19 protein-coding genes are annotated in these 16,004 nt (G+C 62.8%); 16 read left to right on the top strand and 3 right to left on the bottom strand.

All coding sequences use genetic code 11. From position 1 onward, the window contains the following. Window positions 1-61 precede the first annotated feature (61 nt). The 6 genes from folC to B058_RS0100685 all read left to right on the top strand — a co-directional run bounded on the left by folC (window position 62) and on the right by B058_RS0100685 (window position 5,932). Window positions 62-1,333, top strand: coding sequence for a bifunctional tetrahydrofolate synthase/dihydrofolate synthase (folC, locus tag B058_RS0100710; RefSeq protein ID WP_018506541.1), 1,272 nt, complete (start codon window positions 62-64; stop codon window positions 1,331-1,333). Then, the gene (locus B058_RS0100705) at window positions 1,314-1,931 is read left to right on the top strand and encodes an SPOR domain-containing protein (RefSeq protein WP_018506540.1); all 618 of its coding nucleotides are present in this window, start codon (window positions 1,314-1,316) and stop codon (window positions 1,929-1,931) included. Before folC ends, B058_RS0100705 begins: the two co-directional genes overlap by 20 nt. Continuing rightward, window positions 1,928-2,419, top strand: a complete 492-nt coding sequence (locus tag B058_RS0100700; RefSeq protein ID WP_018506539.1) for a CvpA family protein — start codon at window positions 1,928-1,930, stop codon at window positions 2,417-2,419. Before B058_RS0100705 ends, B058_RS0100700 begins: the two co-directional genes overlap by 4 nt. A gap of 21 nt (window positions 2,420-2,440) precedes the next feature. Further along, window positions 2,441-3,964 (top strand): amidophosphoribosyltransferase, encoded by a 1,524-nt coding sequence (gene purF, locus B058_RS0100695; protein ID WP_018506538.1) that lies wholly within the window; start codon window positions 2,441-2,443, stop codon window positions 3,962-3,964. A 142-nt stretch (window positions 3,965-4,106) separates the two neighbouring features. After that, entirely contained in the window at window positions 4,107-5,282 is a 1,176-nt protein-coding gene (locus B058_RS0100690) for an O-succinylhomoserine sulfhydrylase (RefSeq protein WP_018506537.1), read from the top strand. Next, entirely contained in the window at window positions 5,279-5,932 is a 654-nt protein-coding gene (locus B058_RS0100685; RefSeq protein WP_018506536.1) for a hypothetical protein, read from the top strand. Before B058_RS0100690 ends, B058_RS0100685 begins: the two co-directional genes overlap by 4 nt. 52 nt (window positions 5,933-5,984) lie before the next feature. On the opposite strand, the gene B058_RS0100680 is transcribed toward B058_RS0100685, so the two are convergent. The 3 genes from B058_RS0100680 to B058_RS0100670 form a co-directional block, all read right to left on the bottom strand. After that, a complete protein-coding gene (locus tag B058_RS0100680) occupies window positions 5,985-6,734 on the bottom strand; it encodes a UDP-2,3-diacylglucosamine diphosphatase (protein ID WP_018506535.1) in 750 nt (249 codons plus the stop codon). Window positions 6,735-6,742: 8 nt separating this feature from the next. Beyond that, window positions 6,743-7,234, bottom strand: a complete 492-nt coding sequence (locus tag B058_RS0100675; protein ID WP_018506534.1) for a peptidylprolyl isomerase — start codon at window positions 7,232-7,234, stop codon at window positions 6,743-6,745. Window positions 7,235-7,306: 72 nt separating this feature from the next. Continuing rightward, window positions 7,307-7,870 carry a tetratricopeptide repeat protein gene (locus B058_RS0100670; RefSeq protein WP_018506533.1) on the bottom strand — a complete coding sequence of 188 codons (564 nt, stop codon included), beginning with the start codon at window positions 7,868-7,870 and terminating at the stop codon, window positions 7,307-7,309. A 117-nt stretch (window positions 7,871-7,987) separates the two neighbouring features. Here B058_RS0100670 and cysS point away from each other — a divergent pair, with 117 nt between their 5' ends. The 10 genes from cysS (at window position 7,988) to B058_RS0100620 (ending at window position 16,003) form a co-directional block, all read left to right on the top strand. After that, window positions 7,988-9,355: a cysteine--tRNA ligase gene (gene cysS / locus B058_RS0100665; RefSeq protein WP_026240518.1), complete on the top strand. Its 1,368-nt coding sequence runs from the start codon at window positions 7,988-7,990 to the stop codon at window positions 9,353-9,355. A 90-nt stretch (window positions 9,356-9,445) separates the two neighbouring features. Further along, window positions 9,446-9,868, top strand: a complete 423-nt coding sequence (locus tag B058_RS0100660) for a DUF72 domain-containing protein (protein ID WP_245539228.1) — start codon at window positions 9,446-9,448, stop codon at window positions 9,866-9,868. 86 nt (window positions 9,869-9,954) lie between these two features. Further along, on the top strand, window positions 9,955-10,767 hold the full coding sequence (locus B058_RS0100655) for an ABC transporter ATP-binding protein (RefSeq protein ID WP_018506530.1): 813 nt from the start codon (window positions 9,955-9,957) through the stop codon (window positions 10,765-10,767). Next, complete coding sequence (gene mlaE, locus B058_RS0100650) at window positions 10,760-11,548, top strand: lipid asymmetry maintenance ABC transporter permease subunit MlaE (protein WP_018506529.1); 789 nt, start codon at window positions 10,760-10,762, stop codon at window positions 11,546-11,548. The genes B058_RS0100655 and mlaE overlap by 8 nt, the downstream gene beginning before the upstream one ends. Then, window positions 11,549-12,016: an outer membrane lipid asymmetry maintenance protein MlaD gene (gene mlaD, locus B058_RS0100645; RefSeq protein WP_018506528.1), complete on the top strand. Its 468-nt coding sequence runs from the start codon at window positions 11,549-11,551 to the stop codon at window positions 12,014-12,016. Beyond that, complete coding sequence (locus tag B058_RS0100640) at window positions 12,013-13,374, top strand: TolC family protein (protein WP_026240517.1); 1,362 nt, start codon at window positions 12,013-12,015, stop codon at window positions 13,372-13,374. The genes mlaD and B058_RS0100640 overlap by 4 nt, the downstream gene beginning before the upstream one ends. A 64-nt stretch (window positions 13,375-13,438) precedes the next feature. Next, a complete protein-coding gene (locus tag B058_RS0100635; protein WP_018506526.1) occupies window positions 13,439-14,071 on the top strand; it encodes an MlaC/ttg2D family ABC transporter substrate-binding protein in 633 nt (210 codons plus the stop codon). Then, window positions 14,068-14,346, top strand: a complete 279-nt coding sequence (locus B058_RS0100630; protein WP_018506525.1) for an STAS domain-containing protein — start codon at window positions 14,068-14,070, stop codon at window positions 14,344-14,346. The genes B058_RS0100635 and B058_RS0100630 overlap by 4 nt, the downstream gene beginning before the upstream one ends. After that, window positions 14,343-15,251, top strand: a complete 909-nt coding sequence (locus B058_RS0100625; RefSeq protein ID WP_018506524.1) for an ABC transporter ATP-binding protein — start codon at window positions 14,343-14,345, stop codon at window positions 15,249-15,251. The genes B058_RS0100630 and B058_RS0100625 overlap by 4 nt, the downstream gene beginning before the upstream one ends. Further along, the gene (locus tag B058_RS0100620; protein WP_018506523.1) at window positions 15,248-16,003 is read left to right on the top strand and encodes an ABC transporter permease; all 756 of its coding nucleotides are present in this window, start codon (window positions 15,248-15,250) and stop codon (window positions 16,001-16,003) included. Before B058_RS0100625 ends, B058_RS0100620 begins: the two co-directional genes overlap by 4 nt. Window position 16,004: the final 1 nt, after the last annotated feature.

The raw sequence follows: 16,004 nt of genomic DNA, 5'->3' as shown, positions 1-16,004 counted from the left end.
GCCCGCATCGCGGCGATTTGTTTGATTCCTGTCTGGCATACCGTCCTGGCGTAACCTGATCGTGCAACGTCTTACTTCCCTTGATGCCTGGCTGGCGCGGCTGGAACGACTGCATCCCAGTACGATCGATCTCGGCCTCGATCGGGTGCGTCGGGTCAAGGATGCACTTGGACTCGTTCCGGATTTTCCGCTCATCGTCGTGGGCGGCACCAACGGCAAAGGCTCTACCTGTGCGTATCTGGCTACCATCCTCGATGCCGCCGGCTACAAGACCGGCCTGTACACCTCGCCGCATCTGCTGCGCTACAACGAACGCGTGCGGGTCGCCGGCAGGGAGGCGAGCGACGCCGAACTCATCGCTGCATTCGAACGGGTCGACGCGGCACGCGGCGACGTTTCGCTGACCTACTTCGAATTTGGCACCCTGGGCGCGATGGCCCGGTTCATCGATGCCGGCATCGATGTGGCCGTTCTTGAGGTGGGCCTTGGCGGGCGGCTCGATGCCGTGAACGTATTCGACGCCGACGTCGCGGTCGTCACCAGCGTCGATCTCGACCATATGGACTACCTGGGCGACAGCCGCGAAAAGATCGGCTTCGAGAAGGCGGGGATTTATCGAACCGGACGTCCTGCAGTTTGCGTCGATCCCGTGCCGCCGCTCAGCCTGCTTGAACATGCCCGTCGTATCGGTGCCGACCTGCGGTGTGTGGACCAGGATTTTTCCGCGCAGCGCGAGGACGACCACTGGACCTATCGCAGCCTCGCTACATGCTGGGCAGATTTGCCGCTGCCCGCCATGGCGGGCGCCTGCCAGTTGCGTAACGCGTCCGGTGCGCTGGCGGCGCTGGATGCCATACAGGATCGTCTGCCCGTGGATGAAGCGGCTATCCGCCGCGGGCTGGCGGACACGCGCGTGCCGGGGCGGTTCCAGCACATCGCCCAGGCGCCGGCAGTCATTCTGGACGTGGCGCACAATCCGGAAGCCGCGCGGGCACTGGCGGCCACCCTGCACGACCAGCCTGTAGGCGGACGCACGCTGGCAGTCGTTGGCATGCTGGCCGACAAGGATGCGGCGGGGGTGTTTGCGGCATTGCGCGACGAAATCGATGCATGGTGGACGTGTACGCCTGCTTCGCCGCGTGCGCAGGATGCCAAGGCACTGGCTGCCGAACTGCGCGGCCAGGTGGGCGAGGTGCCGATACACGTGCAACCGGATGTCGCCCGTGCACTCACGGAGGCACGAAGCGCGGCGCGCGAAGATGATAGAATTCTCGTCTTCGGTTCGTTTTATACCGTTGCCGCCGTGCTCGACCATGCCGCCACCCAGCAGTGAAAATGACCTCAAACGCCTCGCCAGGCGCCGACTGATCGGTGCGGTGGCGTTGACCTTGCTAGCGGTGATCGTGCTGCCGCTGTTGCTGGAAGACGAGCCGCCGCCGACGAGTACGCTGTCGGTCCACATGGCCGAAGCTCCGACGCCCGTACCCGAACAACAGGCGGTCGCGCCAGTGCCTGCAGCCGAACCCGCGCCTTCAGCGCCGTCGCAGCCCGCGCCGCCGCCGCCCGAACCCGCAAAACCAGCAGCCAGACCCGAGCCCAAGCCTGAAGGCGAACCGGTCAAGCCTGAGCCTGTCAAAGCGGAACCCGCCAAACCGCAACCCAAGCCGCATCCCGTTGCTGCCCCTGTTCCCCATAAAAAACCTGCGGCAACCAGTGAAATGTTCGTGGTACAGCTTGCCGCCCTGTCCGATGGCGCCAAGGCTCGCGAACTCAAGGCGCGCGCGGCACTGGCAGGATTGCCGACCTACACCGATACGGTTGGCAATCTGACGCGTGTGCGTGTAGGGCCTTATCCGACGCGCGAGGCCGCGGAGGCAGCGGCAGGGCGGCTGGCTGAAAACGGCATGACCGGGCAGGTGCTGGCCAAATGAACACGCTCGACCTCATCGTGGTGCTGGTGCTGGTCCTGACCGTGGTACGCGGCCTGATGCGCGGCATGGTCGATACGCTGTTTTCGCTGGCCGCCTGGATCCTGGCATTCATGCTGGGAAAATGGGGCGCGTTGGTGGTGGCACCGCTGTTGCCGATCGGGATCGAGAGCCCGAGCATTCGCTACTTCGCCGGTTTTGCAGTGGTTTTTCTGGTGGTGCTGATCGGCGTGCTGCTGCTGGGGCATGCCCTGGTAACACTGGTCAAGGCGGTGGGGCTGGGCGGCGCCGACAAGGTGCTGGGCGGGGTGCTGGGGCTGGCCAAGGGTCTGGTGATCCTGATCGGGCTGACGCTGGCGGCCGGGCTGACTTCGCTGCCGCGTACCGACTTCTGGAAGCAGGCCCGGGTGTCGGGCAGCCTGCAGGCGATGGCGCAGCGCGCCTTGCCGCTGGTGCCGGCCGACGTGGCGAAGTACATTCGTTTCGAATAACTTTATGGATGGGTGCACATCATGTGCGGGGTAATCGGAGTCGTTTCCAATTCGGCAGCCAATCAGCTTTTGTATGACGGGCTGATGGTGCTCCAGCATCGCGGTCAGGATGCGGCCGGCATCGTGACGGCGGAAGAAAGCCGTTTCCACATGCACAAGGGGCAGGGGCTGGCACGCGACGTGTTCCGCACCCGCGACATGCGCAATCTGCTGGGCGACATGGGGGTGGCGCACGTGCGCTATCCCACCGCCGGCAGTGCGTCGTCGTCGGCCGAATCGCAGCCGTTCTACGTGAACTCGCCCTACGGCATCGTGCTGGGACACAACGGCAACCTCACCAACACCGACGAGCTGAAGGAGTCGCTGTTCCGCGCCGATCTGCGCCACGTCAACACCAATTCGGATTCCGAGGTGCTGTTGAACGTGCTGGCGCATGAACTCCAGGTGCGCGCCGCCGGGCGCCAACTCAATCTGGACACGATCTTCGGCGCGGTGTCCGGCGTGCATGCGCGCTGCAAGGGCGCCTATGCGGTGACGGCCTTCATTGCCGGCCATGGTCTGCTGGCCTTCCGCGACCCGTACGGCATCCGGCCGCTGGTGATCGGCGTCAATGAACAGGTTACGCCGCACGAGTACATCGTCGCGTCGGAGAGCGTGGCGATCGATACGCTGGGCTTCCGTCTGCTGCGCGACGTGGCGCCGGGCGAAGCGGTGTTCATCGACTACGAGCGCAAGCTGCACAGCCGTCAGTGCAGCGACAAGGCCGTGCTCAATCCTTGCATCTTCGAATACGTATACCTCGCCCGTCCCGACTCGGTGATGGACGGCGTCTCGGTCTACAGCACGCGGCTCGCCATGGGCGTGTCGCTGGCCGAAAAGATCAAGCGTGAATTCGCCCATCTCAGGATCGACGTGGTGATCCCGATTCCCGACACCAGCCGTCCCTCCGCACTGCAGCTGGCAAACCACCTCAACGTGCCCTACCGTGAAGGCTTCATCAAGAACCGCTATATCGGGCGCACCTTCATCATGCCGGGACAGGCGCTGCGCAAGAAATCGGTGCGGCAGAAGCTCAATGCCATCGCCGAGGAGTTCAAGGGCCGCAACGTGCTGCTGGTCGACGACTCCATCGTTCGCGGCACCACCAGCCGCGAGATCGTGCAGATGGCGCGCGATGCCGGTGCCGCCCAGGTGTATTTCGCCTCGGCCTCGCCGCCGGTACGTTTCTCCAACGTCTACGGTATCGACATGCCGACGCGCAACGAACTGATCGCCAATGGCCGCACCGACGCAGAGATCGCGCGCGAGATCGGCTGCGACGCGCTGATCTACCAGGATCTTGACGCAATGGTGGAGGTGGTCCGTTCGGGCAATCCCGCGATTCAGGACTTCGATACCTCGTGCTTCGACGGTCGCTACATCACCGGCGACGTGACGCCGGAGTACCTGAATTACGTCGAGGCCGTGCGCAACGGCGAAACCCCGCCACCGTCGGCGCTTTCCACCCAGCAACTCGACCTCAATCTGGCGGCGAATAACGGTTGACCGTGTCCGGCGCCGGGCGTAAATTGTCCTTGGCGCCGATTTGAACCTCAGCTTGCGGGCGCTTGATAAATTCGGCTAAAGCGTCGCCAGGGAAACCCCGAACCGCGCTTGCCGTTCGGGGTTTTTATTTTTGGGATCAAACATGGACAACGACGAATACGACATTGAGACGCTGGCCGTGCGTGCCGGTACGGTGCGCAGCCAGTTCAACGAACACTCGGAGGCGATATTCCTCACCTCGAGCTTCATGTTCAGCAGCGCTGCGGAAGCGGCGGCACGCTTCAAGGGCGAACAGCCCGGGCCCATCTACGCGCGCTTCGCCAATCCTACCGTCAACATGATGGAAGCACGGCTTGCTGCGCTGGAAGGGGCCGAACGCTGCGTCGCGTTCGCCTCCGGCATGGCGTCGATCCTGGCGACGGTGATGGGGCTGATGAAGGCGGGCGAGCATGTCGTTGCGTCGCGTTCGATCTTCGGCTCGACGGTGCAGCTGTTCTCCAACATCCTCGGCCGCTTCGGCGTCGAGACGACCTATGTGTCGCCGACCGATCCGGCGGAATGGCGCGCGGCGGTGAAGCCGAACACCCGACTGTTCTTCGTCGAATCGCCGTCGAATCCGCTCACCGAAGTCAGCGACATCCGCGCGCTCGCCGACATCGCGCACGAGGCGGGCGCCTGGCTCGCGGTCGACAACTGCTTCTGCTCGCCTGCGCTGCAGAAGCCGCTCGAACTCGGCGCCGACATCGTGATCCACTCCGCCACCAAGTATCTCGACGGGCAGGGCAGGGTGCTCGGCGGCGCCGTGCTGGGCAGCAAGGAGTTGATGGAGGGCGTGTTTACTTTCCTGCGCACGGCCGGTCCGACGCTGTCGGCGTTCAACGCGTGGGTGATTCTCAAAGGCATGGAAACGCTCTCGCTGCGCATGGAAGCGCATTCGAAAAACGCGCTGGCGCTGGCGCAATGGCTGGAAGCCCAGCCCCAGGTGGCGCGCGTGTGGTATCCGGGTCTGCCTTCGCACCCGCAGCATGAACTCGCGATGCGCCAGCAGAAAACCGGCGGCGGCATCGTCTCGTTCGAGCTCAAGGGCGGCAAGGATGCCGCCTGGAAGCTGATCGACGCGACGAAACTGCTGTCGATTACCGCCAACCTCGGCGATACCAAATCCACGATCACGCATCCCGCGTCGACCACGCACAGCCGCATGACGGCGGAACAGCGCGCGGCAGCCGGCATCAGCGACGGGCTGGTACGCATCGCCGCAGGGCTGGAATCGGTGGCCGACATCCAGACCGATCTGACACGCGGGCTGGCGGGATGAAAGCGCTGTCCGGCCTTCTGCTCGCGCTGTGCGTGGGGATGGCGCATGCGGCCGACATGACGGTGCTGCGTTACGTCGACCAGGAACCGGGCGGCCCGCCTTACGCGACGCGCATCCTGGTCACCCCCGATTTCATGCGCATGGACAGCGGCGAGGACGCGGGTGATTTCACCCTGCTGGACCGGCGGAAACGGGTGGTCATCAACGTCATGCACGACAGCAGGCTGGCGATGGTGTTCGCGTCCGGCACGCTGCCGCTGAAACCCGCCGGCTGGAACGCGCGGCTCGCTAAGGGCAAGGCAGAGCGTGGCGGCCGGCATTTCACGCTGGCAGTCAAGGGCGTTGCCTGTAGCGAAGGCATTGCCGCCAGACATGCCATGGATGCGGCACGCGCGATGGCCGAGATGAAAGCCATTCTGGCCGCGACCCAATATCGTGTGTGGAAGGCATCGCCTCCCGATTTGCAGCACGACTGTGACCTGGCGAATCAGGTGTGGAACGCGGGTGACACGCTCAGTCTTGGCCTGCCTCTCGAGGAACGCGAGTTTACCGGGCGGACGCGGACATTCGAGAGCGAAACCCGGCTGCCAGTGGATCCCGGGCTGTTCCGCGTGCCGGAGGGCATGGCGCAGATCAATGCGCCTTCATAGACATAGCGCAGGTTGATGCGCCGTCTTAAGAGAGACGGAGATCAACACGCCGTCATAGCGCGCCCACCTGCAGCGTGCAGCCCGCGGCGTCGCACGCGACATAGCCCCAGCGGGTATACCAGTCCGGCACCACCCAGCGCACGCATGCACGATCGTCGACAGTGAGCGCATGCTGTGCGGGACGATGGGTATGCCCATGGATCAGACGGCAGACCTGGTATTCGCGCAGTACGCGTACCACTTCATCGGCATTCACATCCATGATCCCGGCGGCCTTGTGCGCCTTGGCCGCTTCGCTGCCCGCCCGCGCCTGGCGTGCCATGCGCTGGCGCAGCGCCCGCGGCAGGCGACGCAAGAGTGCGCGTGTCAGCGGATGACGGACGCGGCGGCGAAAATCCTGGTAGGCCGTGTCGTCGGTGCACAGGGTGTCGCCGTGCATCAGCAGCGTCGGCACCCCATACAGGTCAATTCGTGCCGGATCCGCGATCAGCGTCATGCCGGATCGTGCAGCATAGCGTTCGGCCAGCATGAAGTCCCGGTTGCCGTGCATGAAGTACACTCGCGTACCGGCTGCACCCAGTGCCGCGAGCCGGTTCGCCGTGTCGCCGGCGACTTGTTCCCCGTGGTCGTCGCCGATCCAGGCTTCGAACAGGTCGCCCAGGATGTAGAGCGCGTCCGCACCGGCCACCTCGTCCTGCAGGAAGCGAAAAAAACGCCCGGTGGCAGCCGGGCGTTCGTCGGTGAGGTGCAGGTCGGCAACAAAATAGGTGCGGCCTGCGCCTGGTTTTGAGGTCAGGCTCACCGTGCCGGTCAGACGATTTCCGCCTTGGTGATCACCACGTCCTCCAGTGGCACGTCCTGGTGGCCCGCGCGGTTGCCGGTCTTCACTTTCTTGATCGCGTCGACCACGTCCATGCCCTCGACCACCTTGCCGAACACGGCATAGCCGTAGCCCTGTGGGGTGGGGGCGGTGAAGTTGAGGAAGCTGTTGTTGGCGACGTTGATGAAAAACTGCGCCGTGGCCGAATTGGGATTGGGCGTACGTGCCATGGCAATGGTGTAGGCCTCGTTCTTGAGGCCGTTGGAGGCTTCGTTCTCGATCGCATCGCGGGTGGGCTTCTGCGTCATGCCGGGCTCGAAGCCGCCGCCCTGGACCATGAAACCGTCGATCACGCGATGGAAGATCGTGCCGTCGAAAAAGCCGTCACGCACATACTGCAGGAAGTTTTCCACCGTCTTCGGGGCCTTCTCGGCGTCGAGTTCGAGGGTGATGATGCCGTGATTCGTATGCAGCTTGACCATGTGGAGTCCTATGGAGAGTTTACGGGGATGAGTGGGCTCGAGGCCGCGTTGCAGGCACCGCGAGGGCTGCCTTTATTTTTTGGTCGGTCGGACGGAACCAGACACAGGTTTGCCCGCCGGTTTGGTCGCCTGACCGCCGAGCATGTTCTGGATCAGCTTGAGCCTCGTTTGTGCAGCCTGGTTGCCATTGTCCAGTGCCAGAACCTTGCCATACTCGATCGCCGCCATTTTGGCATAAATGTCACCAAGGTTCTCGTGCGCGGTGACGTAGTCGGGATGGGTTCGAATGGCCATTTCGAGGGCGTTTCGCGCCAGTTCGTAGCGGCCCTGCGAAGCATAGAGCACGGCCAGGTTGTTGTAGGGCTCGGGCAGTTCGGGATAATTTTCGGTCAGGCCCTTGAACACGTCGATGGCATCGTTGGTCTTGCCCAGGTCTCCGAGGATCAGGCCTTTCAGGAACAGGGCCTGCGCGTCCTTAGGCTTGTTGGCCAGATAACGGTTGGCCTGGTCGAGCGCGGCGGTCAGTTCGCCCTTGCGGAACTGCAGGTTGATGTCCTGGATTTCATCGGCCTGTACGGGAAGGCCGACGAGCATGACGCCGGCAATAACGGCGGCAAGGAAACGTGACAAGGCCATGTGATATGCTCGGATCATCTTGGGAAGCCGGCATTCTAACAACATCGACCCCGCTAAGACAGTCGGTGCGCCGCCCCGGACCGCCCCCTGACATTTCGCCCCAGGCCTGTTCGCACCATGCTGCACATCACTAATTCCCTCACGCGCACCAAGGAAGAATTCGTCCCGCTTACTCCCGGCGTCGTCCGCATGTATGTGTGCGGCATGACGGTGTACGACCTCTGCCATCTGGGCCACGCGCGTGTATTCGTGGTGTTCGACATGGTGACGCGCTGGCTGCGTGCCAGCGGCTACCGGGTCGACTACGTTCGCAACATCACGGACATCGACGACAAGATCATCAAACGCGCGCATGACAATGGCGAAACCCCGGCTGCGCTGACCGGGCGCTTCATTGCCGCGATGCACGAGGACGAGCGTGCGCTGGGCGTGCTGCCGCCCGACCACGAACCGCGCGCCACCGAATACGTGGCGCAGATGCTGGCACTGATCGGGCAGTTGATCGCCAACGGTCTGGCCTACCCGGCGCCCAACGGCGACGTGTATTACAGCGTGCGTGCGTTTCCCACCTACGGGCGGCTGTCGGGCAAGAGCCTCGACGAGCTGCGTGCCGGCGAGCGGGTGGACATCGACCCCAACAAGCGCGACCCGATGGATTTCGTGCTGTGGAAAGCCGCCAAGCCGGGCGAACCTGCGTGGGAGTCGCCGTGGGGGCCGGGCCGTCCCGGCTGGCACATCGAATGCTCGGCGATGAGCGCCGAGTTGCTCGGCCAGCATTTCGACATCCACGGTGGCGGGCAGGATCTGCAGTTTCCCCACCACGAAAACGAAATCGCCCAGTCGGAAGGTGCGCACGGCTGCACTTTCGTCAACTACTGGCTGCACAACGGCTTCGTGCGCGTGGACAACGAGAAGATGTCCAAGTCGCTCGGCAACTTCTTCACCATCCGCGAGGTGCTGGCGAAATACGACGCCGAAGTGGTGCGCTTCTTCATCCTGCGCGCCCATTACCGCAGCCCGCTGAACTATTCAGACGCGCACCTCGACGACGCCAAGGGTGCGCTGACGCGGCTATATACGGCGCTGAAGAACGCACCTGTCAATACGCCCGCCCCTGACTGGGCGCAGCCGGTTGCCCAACGTTTCAAGGCAGCGATGGACGACGATTTCAATACGCCGGAGGCGCTCGCCGTGCTGTTCGAACTGGCCGGCGAGGCCAATCGCGGCGATATCGCTGCCGCGACGACGCTTCGCAGCTTGGGCGCGGTGCTCGGTCTGCTGCAGCGCGAAGCCACGGATTTCCTGCAAGCCGGAAGCGCTGCCGATGGCCTGTCCGAAGCCGGGATCGAGGCTTTGATCGCTGCGCGCCAAGCGGCGCGCAAGGCGAAGGATTTTGCCGAGTCGGATCGCATCCGCGATGCGCTGACCGCCGCCGGCGTCGTATTGGAAGACGGGGCGGGCGGAACCACCTGGCGCCGGGCCTGAACATGCCCGGCATCGGCGGGGTGGCAGTATGTTTCGCCCTGGCAGGATAATGGCCGTATGACATCCAGTGCACTCGTCTTGGTAGGCGCCATGAATTGGAATAGACCCGATTGGCGCGGCAGCTTCTATCCGGAAGACCTGCCGGATGACTGGATGTTGTCTTATTACAACACGCAATTCCAGGCAGTCTACCTGCCGGCCGTCATGTGGCAGGCCGCATCGGATGCGATCTGGGCGCAATGGCTTGGCGATACCCAGGACGGATTTTGTTTCGTGCTCGAGCCGGGCGATGCCGGGGCGGTTCCGCCGGTTTCGCCTCGTGTCCTGCTGGCGACGCCCGCATGGACGGCGGCGCATGTCTGGTGGCTGGATCAGGCGCCTGATCTGCGCGCGCTGGCACAGCGCATCGCACAGCAAGCGACAACCGGCTCTCCGCTCTTCGTCTTCAGCCTGACTGGCGACCTCGTGCAACTGGAGCGGGCAAATAACCTGAAGCAGGTCATGGGTTATTGAGCAGGGGGAAAATACCTGCCAATGGCGGCAGCGTGGCCAGCTTCGGTAGAATAGCGGCCCTCAACTAAAAAAACAGGCTCGATTTCTTGCAAAACGACATTCTGGTCGAGATCGAAGATGCTGTATTTGGCTATGGCGCCCGGCCGGTTTTGAAGGGCATCAACCTGACCGCCAAACGGGGACAGGTCGTGGCCATCATGGGCAGCAGCGGTTGCGGCAAAACCACCCTCCTGCGCCTGATCGGCGGCCAGGTCAAAGCTGGCCAGGGTACAGTGCGCGTGGCGGGCGAGTCGCTGGGTGAGCTCGACCGGGCCGGCCTCTACCGGGTGCGTCGAAAAATGGGCATGCTGTTCCAGTTCGGCGCGCTGTTCACCGACATGTCGGTGTTCGACAATGTGGCCTTCCAGCTGCGCGAACATACCGACCTGCCGGAAGACGTCATCAGCGATCTGGTGCTAATGAAGCTGCATGCCGTGGGTTTGCGTGGTGCCGCCCATCTGATGCCTGCCGAGCTCTCCGGCGGGATGGCGCGGCGAGTGGCACTGGCCCGTGCGATTGCGCTGGAGCCCTCGCTGGTGATGTACGACGAGCCGTTTGCCGGCCTCGATCCCATTTCACTGGGGGTGACCGGCAACCTGATCCGGCGCCTGACCGACACCTTGGGGCTGACTTCGCTGGTGGTCACGCACGACGTGCAGGAGTCGTTGAAAATCGTCGATTACGTCTATTTCGTCTCCGAAGGCGTGATCGTGGCAGAGGGTACGGCAGCGGAGATCCGGGCGTCCGGGCTCCCCTATGTGCATCAGTTCGTGCATGGCGAGTCCGATGGGCCGGTGCCGTTCCATTATCCGGCGCCGCCCTATGTCGACGACCTTAGGTTGGGAGCGCAGAGTGCTTAAGCAGGCTATCGAAAATCTGGGCAACCACACCATACAGGGCGTCTGGCGCATCGGCTTCGCCAGTCGTTTCTTCCTGTCGATGCTCCTACATTCGGGAACCGCGTTTCGCCGCTTCGGCTTGACCATCCGCGAGATGTATTTCACCGGCGTGCTCTCGCTCATCATCATCCTGGTGTCGGGCTTGTTTGTCGGCATGGTGCTCGGCCTGCAGGGCTATGAAACCCTGCAGCGCTATGGCTCCGAGTCGGCACTGGGCACGTTGGTGGCGCTGTCCCTGGTGCGCGAGCTGGGGCCGGTTCTGGCCGGGCTGCTGTTCGCCAGCCGCGCCGGATCGGCCATCACTGCGGAAATCGGCTTGATGAAGGCAACCGAGCAGTTGTCGGCGATGGAAATGATGGCGGTCGATCCGATCGCTCGCGTGGTAGCACCGCGCTTCTGGGCCGGGGTGATTTCGATGCCGCTGCTGGCGGCGCTGTTCTCGGCCATGGGCGTGCTGGGCGGCTACCTGGTCGGTGTGAAGCTGATCGGCGTGGACGAGGGTACGTTCTGGTCGCAGATGCAGGGGGCCGTCGATTTCGAGCAGGACATCCTGAACGGCGTCATCAAGAGCGTCGTGTTCGGTATCGCCGTCACCACCATCGCGCTGTTCGAGGGCTACGATGCGCCGCCTACTGCCGAAGGCGTGTCAGGCGCCACCACGCGAACCGTCGTGACCTCCAGCCTGGTCGTGCTGGCACTGGATTTTATCTTGACCGCATTCATGTTCCGGGGGCTCAATTAAATGAACAGGACCGTACTCGATTTCTGGGTGGGATTATTCGTCATCGCAGGTATCGGCGCATTGCTGTTCCTGGCGCTCAAGGTCGGCAGCATGAGTACCGTAAATTCTGCAGACAGCTATGAAGTCATCGCCGATTTCCAGAACATCGGCGGCCTCAAGCCCCGCGCACCGGTCAAAAGCGCGGGGGTGGTCGTGGGCAGGGTGGCGGATATCCGCTTTGACAATGAAAAATACGAAGCCGCCGTCACGCTTCGCTTGGACAAGCGCTATGCTTTCCCTAAGGACAGTTCGGCGGCCATCATGACTTCGGGCCTGCTGGGCGAGCAATATGTCGGGCTGGAAGCCGGTGGCGACAACCAGAAACTGAAAGACAAGGATCGGATCCTGATCACGCAGGACGCGGTGGTACTGGAAAATCTGATCGGCCAATTTTTATACGGTAAGGCTCAAGAAGGGGCGCCAAAATGACACGCAACACTCTGACCCGCACACTCCTGGCAGCTGGCATGCTGCTGACCGCTCTGCCTGGGGAGGCCGAGACCATCAACTTGCAGCAGGCTGTGGAAATGAGCCTGGCTGCCGATCCCCGCATCAAGGAACGCGAACAGGTCGTCGAGGCCGCGCGCAGCATGGTACAGGAGGTCCAGGGGAATGCCGGCTGGCGGCTCAACGCCAATGCGTTCATTGGGCTGGCGCCGCAAGTCGAGGGTGGGTTTTACCAGGGCGGGAGCTTTAGCGGAACCGTGCCACGCACCGACGGCGACGAGTTCCATGGCTTGTCCGACTGGACGCACCTCGATTTCGCGCTGATCAAGCCGCTCTTCACCTTCGGCAAGATCGAACATTACGGCGAGGCCGCACAGGGCAATGTCGACCTCAAGCAGGGCGAACTCCGGCAAACGCGCACCAATACGGTGTACGACACCAAGCGTGCCTATTTCGGCTATCTGACCGCGCGCGATACCCGGGTTTTTCTGGAGGACATGCAGGATCGGCTGAACCAGTCCATCGGCTCGGTCGAGCGCAATCTCAAGAAGGAAAACGGCGAGTCCAAGCAGTCTGACCTGTATGCGTTGCAGACCGCGAAAGGTTTGCTCTCCAAGTATGTGAGTCAGGCGCGTGCCGTCGAGAAAATCAGCCTGGACGGCTTGAAAGTGCTGACCGGCGTGGGCCTGAAGGAGGACCTGAGCGTGGCGGACGAGCGCATCGCGCCGGTGCCGTTCCCGCAGATCGATCTGGCCGAATTCCAGGCACGCGCCCTGCAGGACCGTCCGGAAATGCAGCAGCTCGAAGCCGGGTTGCGCGCCCGTCGTGCTCTGGTGGCGGCCAAGAAGGCGGATCGCATGCCGGACGTATACGCGGGCGTGATCGGGCAGTTCAACTTCGCTTCGCAGCGCGATCGGCTGGATAATCCCTACATCAACGATCCCTTCAACTGGGGCGGCCTCACGCCGGTGGTGGGCGTGAAGTGGGACACGATCTTCGGGACCGCCAATGCGCGCGTCAACCAGGCCCAGGCCGAGCTGGAAGCGCTCAACCACAAGAAGGCGTTTGCAGTGGCGGGTATCCCGTTCGAAGTGGGTGAGGCCTATATCAATGCCCAGGCCAACTTCAATGCGCAACACGAACTGAGCGAAGGCGCCACGGCGGCGCGGCGCTGGATGGTGGCGTCGCTGGCCGATTTGTCAGCCGGGCTGGAAAGCGCCGACAAAGTGGCCGACGCGATCAAGAGCTACGTCCTGGTGCAGACGGAATATCTGCGTACGGTGAACGACTACAACATGAATGTGGCGCAATTGGCGCGCCTGACGGGTGAACTCAAGTAACGCGATCGCGTCTACTCCATAACCGATTTCCCGTATATCCATTAAATTCGAATAGGACATAGTTATGTTGCGCACGTTTTTTCTGCTGCTGGCACTGGTGTCGGGATTCAGTACCCCGGTGCGGGCCGCAGATACGCCGCCCGATGTGTTGGCGCGCAGCACCACGCAGGAAGTGCTTGCCATCCTGAAGCAGGACAAGGAGATCCAGAGCGGTAACCTGAATAAGGTGTATCAGCTGGTCGAAGCCAAGATCCTGCCCAATTTCGACTTCAACCGCATGACCCAGCTGGCGGTCGGCAAGCACTGGCCGCGCGCCACCGCCAACCAGAAGCAGGCGCTGGTGACCGAATTCCGCAATCTGCTGGTGCGGACGTATTCCAGTTCGTTGACGGCCTTCACCAATCAGACGGTCGAATTCAGGCCGCTGACGATGAAGCCGGACGATACCGACGTGACCGTGCATTCCGAAATCCGCCAGCCCGGCGGGCAACCGATTCCCATCGACTACAGCATGTACAAGACCAGCTTCGGCTGGAAAGTCTACGACGTGTCGATCGACGGTGTCAGCCTGGTCACCAATTACCGCGCTTCCTTTGCCAGCACCATCCGTCAGAGCGGGATCGATGGCCTGATCAAGACCCTGGCCGACAAGTCCGCACGCAGCGTGTCCCAGCCGGCGCCGCGTTCCGGCTCGTGATCGCATGCGACGACACATGCTGTCGCATCGCCGGTGCGGTGACGGTCGACAGCGTGGGCAGCCTGCTGCGCGAATTGCAGCCTCAGCTTGCCCGAGGGGTTGAAACCCTGGATTTCAGCAAGGTCGAAACCGTCGATTCGGCTGCACTCGCGCTCATGTTCAGCGCCATGCGGCAGACTCGCCAGGCGAATCGTACGCTGACCTTCACTGGTCTGCCGCCCAGTTTCACCACATTGGCGGAGTTGTATGGCGTATCGGATCTGCTGCCGACATGAGCCAGGCGACGCCCGCCATCCACGTCGACGATCTGCGCAAGCGTTTCCGCACCACACAGGCCTTGGACGGCGTGTCGCTCGACATCCAGCCGGGCGAGTTCTTCGGCCTGCTGGGCCCCAACGGGGCAGGCAAGACCACCCTCATTTCGATTCTGGCCGGGCTCACGCGAGCTGACGCCGGCCAGGCCACCATCATGGGCCACGACGTGGTGCGCGATTATCGCCAGGCGCGCCGTGCGCTCGGGGTGGTGCCACAGGAGCTGGTCTACGATCCTTTTTTCAATGTACGCGAAACCCTGCGCATCCAGTCCGGCTACTTTGGCCTCAAGCACAACGACGGCTGGATCGACGAGATCATGCATCACCTCGATCTTGCCCAGCATGCCGGCAAGAACACCCAGAACCTGTCGGGCGGCATGAAGCGCCGCCTGCTGGTGGCACAGGCACTGGTGCACAAGCCGCCGGTCATCGTACTCGACGAGCCGACGGCTGGCGTCGACGTCGACCTCCGCCGCTCGCTGTGGGAATTCATCAGCCGCCTCAACCGCGAGGGGCATACCATTCTCCTGACCACGCATTATCTGGAGGAGGCCGAAGCGCTGTGCGGCCGTATTGCGATGCTGAAGAGCGGCCGGGTTGTCGCCTGCGATACCACGCGCAACCTGCTGCAATTGACCAACGAGCATTGCGCGCAACTGCGGCTGGACAGGAACGACGTGCCGGTCGCTTGGCAGGATCGGCTGCTGCGCGATGCGGAGGGTGGTTGGCGCATCAATTTCAGCGAGTACCTCGAACTGGAAACCCTGCTGGCCGACCTGCGCGTCACGGGCGTGCGCGTGACCGAAATGCATTTGCAGGAACCGGATCTGGAGGATGTCTTCACGGACATCATGAAGCGCACATGAGCGGATTCTCGGCGCTGTTTTACAAGGAGCTGCTGCGCTTCTGGAAAGTGGTGGTACAGACCGTGGTCGCCCCGGTGGTGACGGCGCTGCTGTATCTCCTGATCTTCTCGCATGTCCTTGAGGCGCATGTCGAGGTCTATCCCGGCGTTTCGTACACCAGCTTCCTGGTGCCGGGACTGGTGATGATGAGCATGCTGCAGAATGCCTTCTCCAACAGTTCGTCCAGCCTCATCCAGTCGAAGATGCAGGGCAATATCGTGTTCGTGCTGCTACCGCCACTATCGTATCTGGAGTTCTTCCTGGCCTATCTCGGCGCGGCGATCCTGCGCGGGCTGATCGTTGGGCTCGGCGTATGGGCGGTGACCCTGTGGTACGCGCCATTTCAACTGCCGCATCCGGTTTGGCTGTTGGCGTACGCGCTGCTGGCTTGTGCCATCATGGCTGCGGTCGGCATCGTGGCGGGTATCTGGGCGGAAAAATACGACCAGCTGGCGGCATTCCAGAATTTCCTCATCCTGCCGCTCACCTTCCTGTCCGGCGTGTTCTACTCGATCCACTCGCTGCCACCCTTCTGGCAGGCCGTGTCGCGCGTCAATCCGGTGTTCTATCTGATCGACGGTTTCCGCTATGCCTTCGTGGGCCAGTCCGATACCGATCCCGGGCTCGGCCTGCTGGTCGCGGGTGCCTGCTTTGTGGCAATATCCGCGCTCACCCTGATGCTGCTGAAGAGTGGCTACAAGCTCAGACATTAGT

Source organism: Thiobacillus thioparus DSM 505 (assembly GCF_000373385.1).
GTDB classification, from domain to species: Bacteria; Pseudomonadota; Gammaproteobacteria; order Burkholderiales; family Thiobacillaceae; genus Thiobacillus; species Thiobacillus thioparus.
This window is presented reverse-complemented; position numbering and strand designations above follow the sequence as displayed.

Coding starts and splice junctions, on each gene's coding strand:
- B058_RS0100705 (WP_018506540.1), top strand. CDS start 1,314: ATGCCGCCACCCAGCAGTGAAAATGACCTCAAACGCCTCGCCAGGCGC.
- B058_RS0100700 (WP_018506539.1), top strand. CDS start 1,928: ATGAACACGCTCGACCTCATCGTGGTGCTGGTGCTGGTCCTGACCGTG.
- purF (WP_018506538.1), top strand. CDS start 2,441: ATGTGCGGGGTAATCGGAGTCGTTTCCAATTCGGCAGCCAATCAGCTT.
- B058_RS0100690 (WP_018506537.1), top strand. CDS start 4,107: ATGGACAACGACGAATACGACATTGAGACGCTGGCCGTGCGTGCCGGT.
- B058_RS0100685 (WP_018506536.1), top strand. CDS start 5,279: ATGAAAGCGCTGTCCGGCCTTCTGCTCGCGCTGTGCGTGGGGATGGCG.
- B058_RS0100675 (WP_018506534.1), bottom strand. CDS start 7,234: ATGGTCAAGCTGCATACGAATCACGGCATCATCACCCTCGAACTCGAC.
- B058_RS0100670 (WP_018506533.1), bottom strand. CDS start 7,870: ATGGCCTTGTCACGTTTCCTTGCCGCCGTTATTGCCGGCGTCATGCTC.
- cysS (WP_026240518.1), top strand. CDS start 7,988: ATGCTGCACATCACTAATTCCCTCACGCGCACCAAGGAAGAATTCGTC.
- B058_RS0100660 (WP_245539228.1), top strand. CDS start 9,446: ATGAATTGGAATAGACCCGATTGGCGCGGCAGCTTCTATCCGGAAGAC.
- mlaD (WP_018506528.1), top strand. CDS start 11,549: ATGAACAGGACCGTACTCGATTTCTGGGTGGGATTATTCGTCATCGCA.
- B058_RS0100640 (WP_026240517.1), top strand. CDS start 12,013: ATGACACGCAACACTCTGACCCGCACACTCCTGGCAGCTGGCATGCTG.
- B058_RS0100635 (WP_018506526.1), top strand. CDS start 13,439: ATGTTGCGCACGTTTTTTCTGCTGCTGGCACTGGTGTCGGGATTCAGT.
- B058_RS0100625 (WP_018506524.1), top strand. CDS start 14,343: ATGAGCCAGGCGACGCCCGCCATCCACGTCGACGATCTGCGCAAGCGT.
- B058_RS0100620 (WP_018506523.1), top strand. CDS start 15,248: ATGAGCGGATTCTCGGCGCTGTTTTACAAGGAGCTGCTGCGCTTCTGG.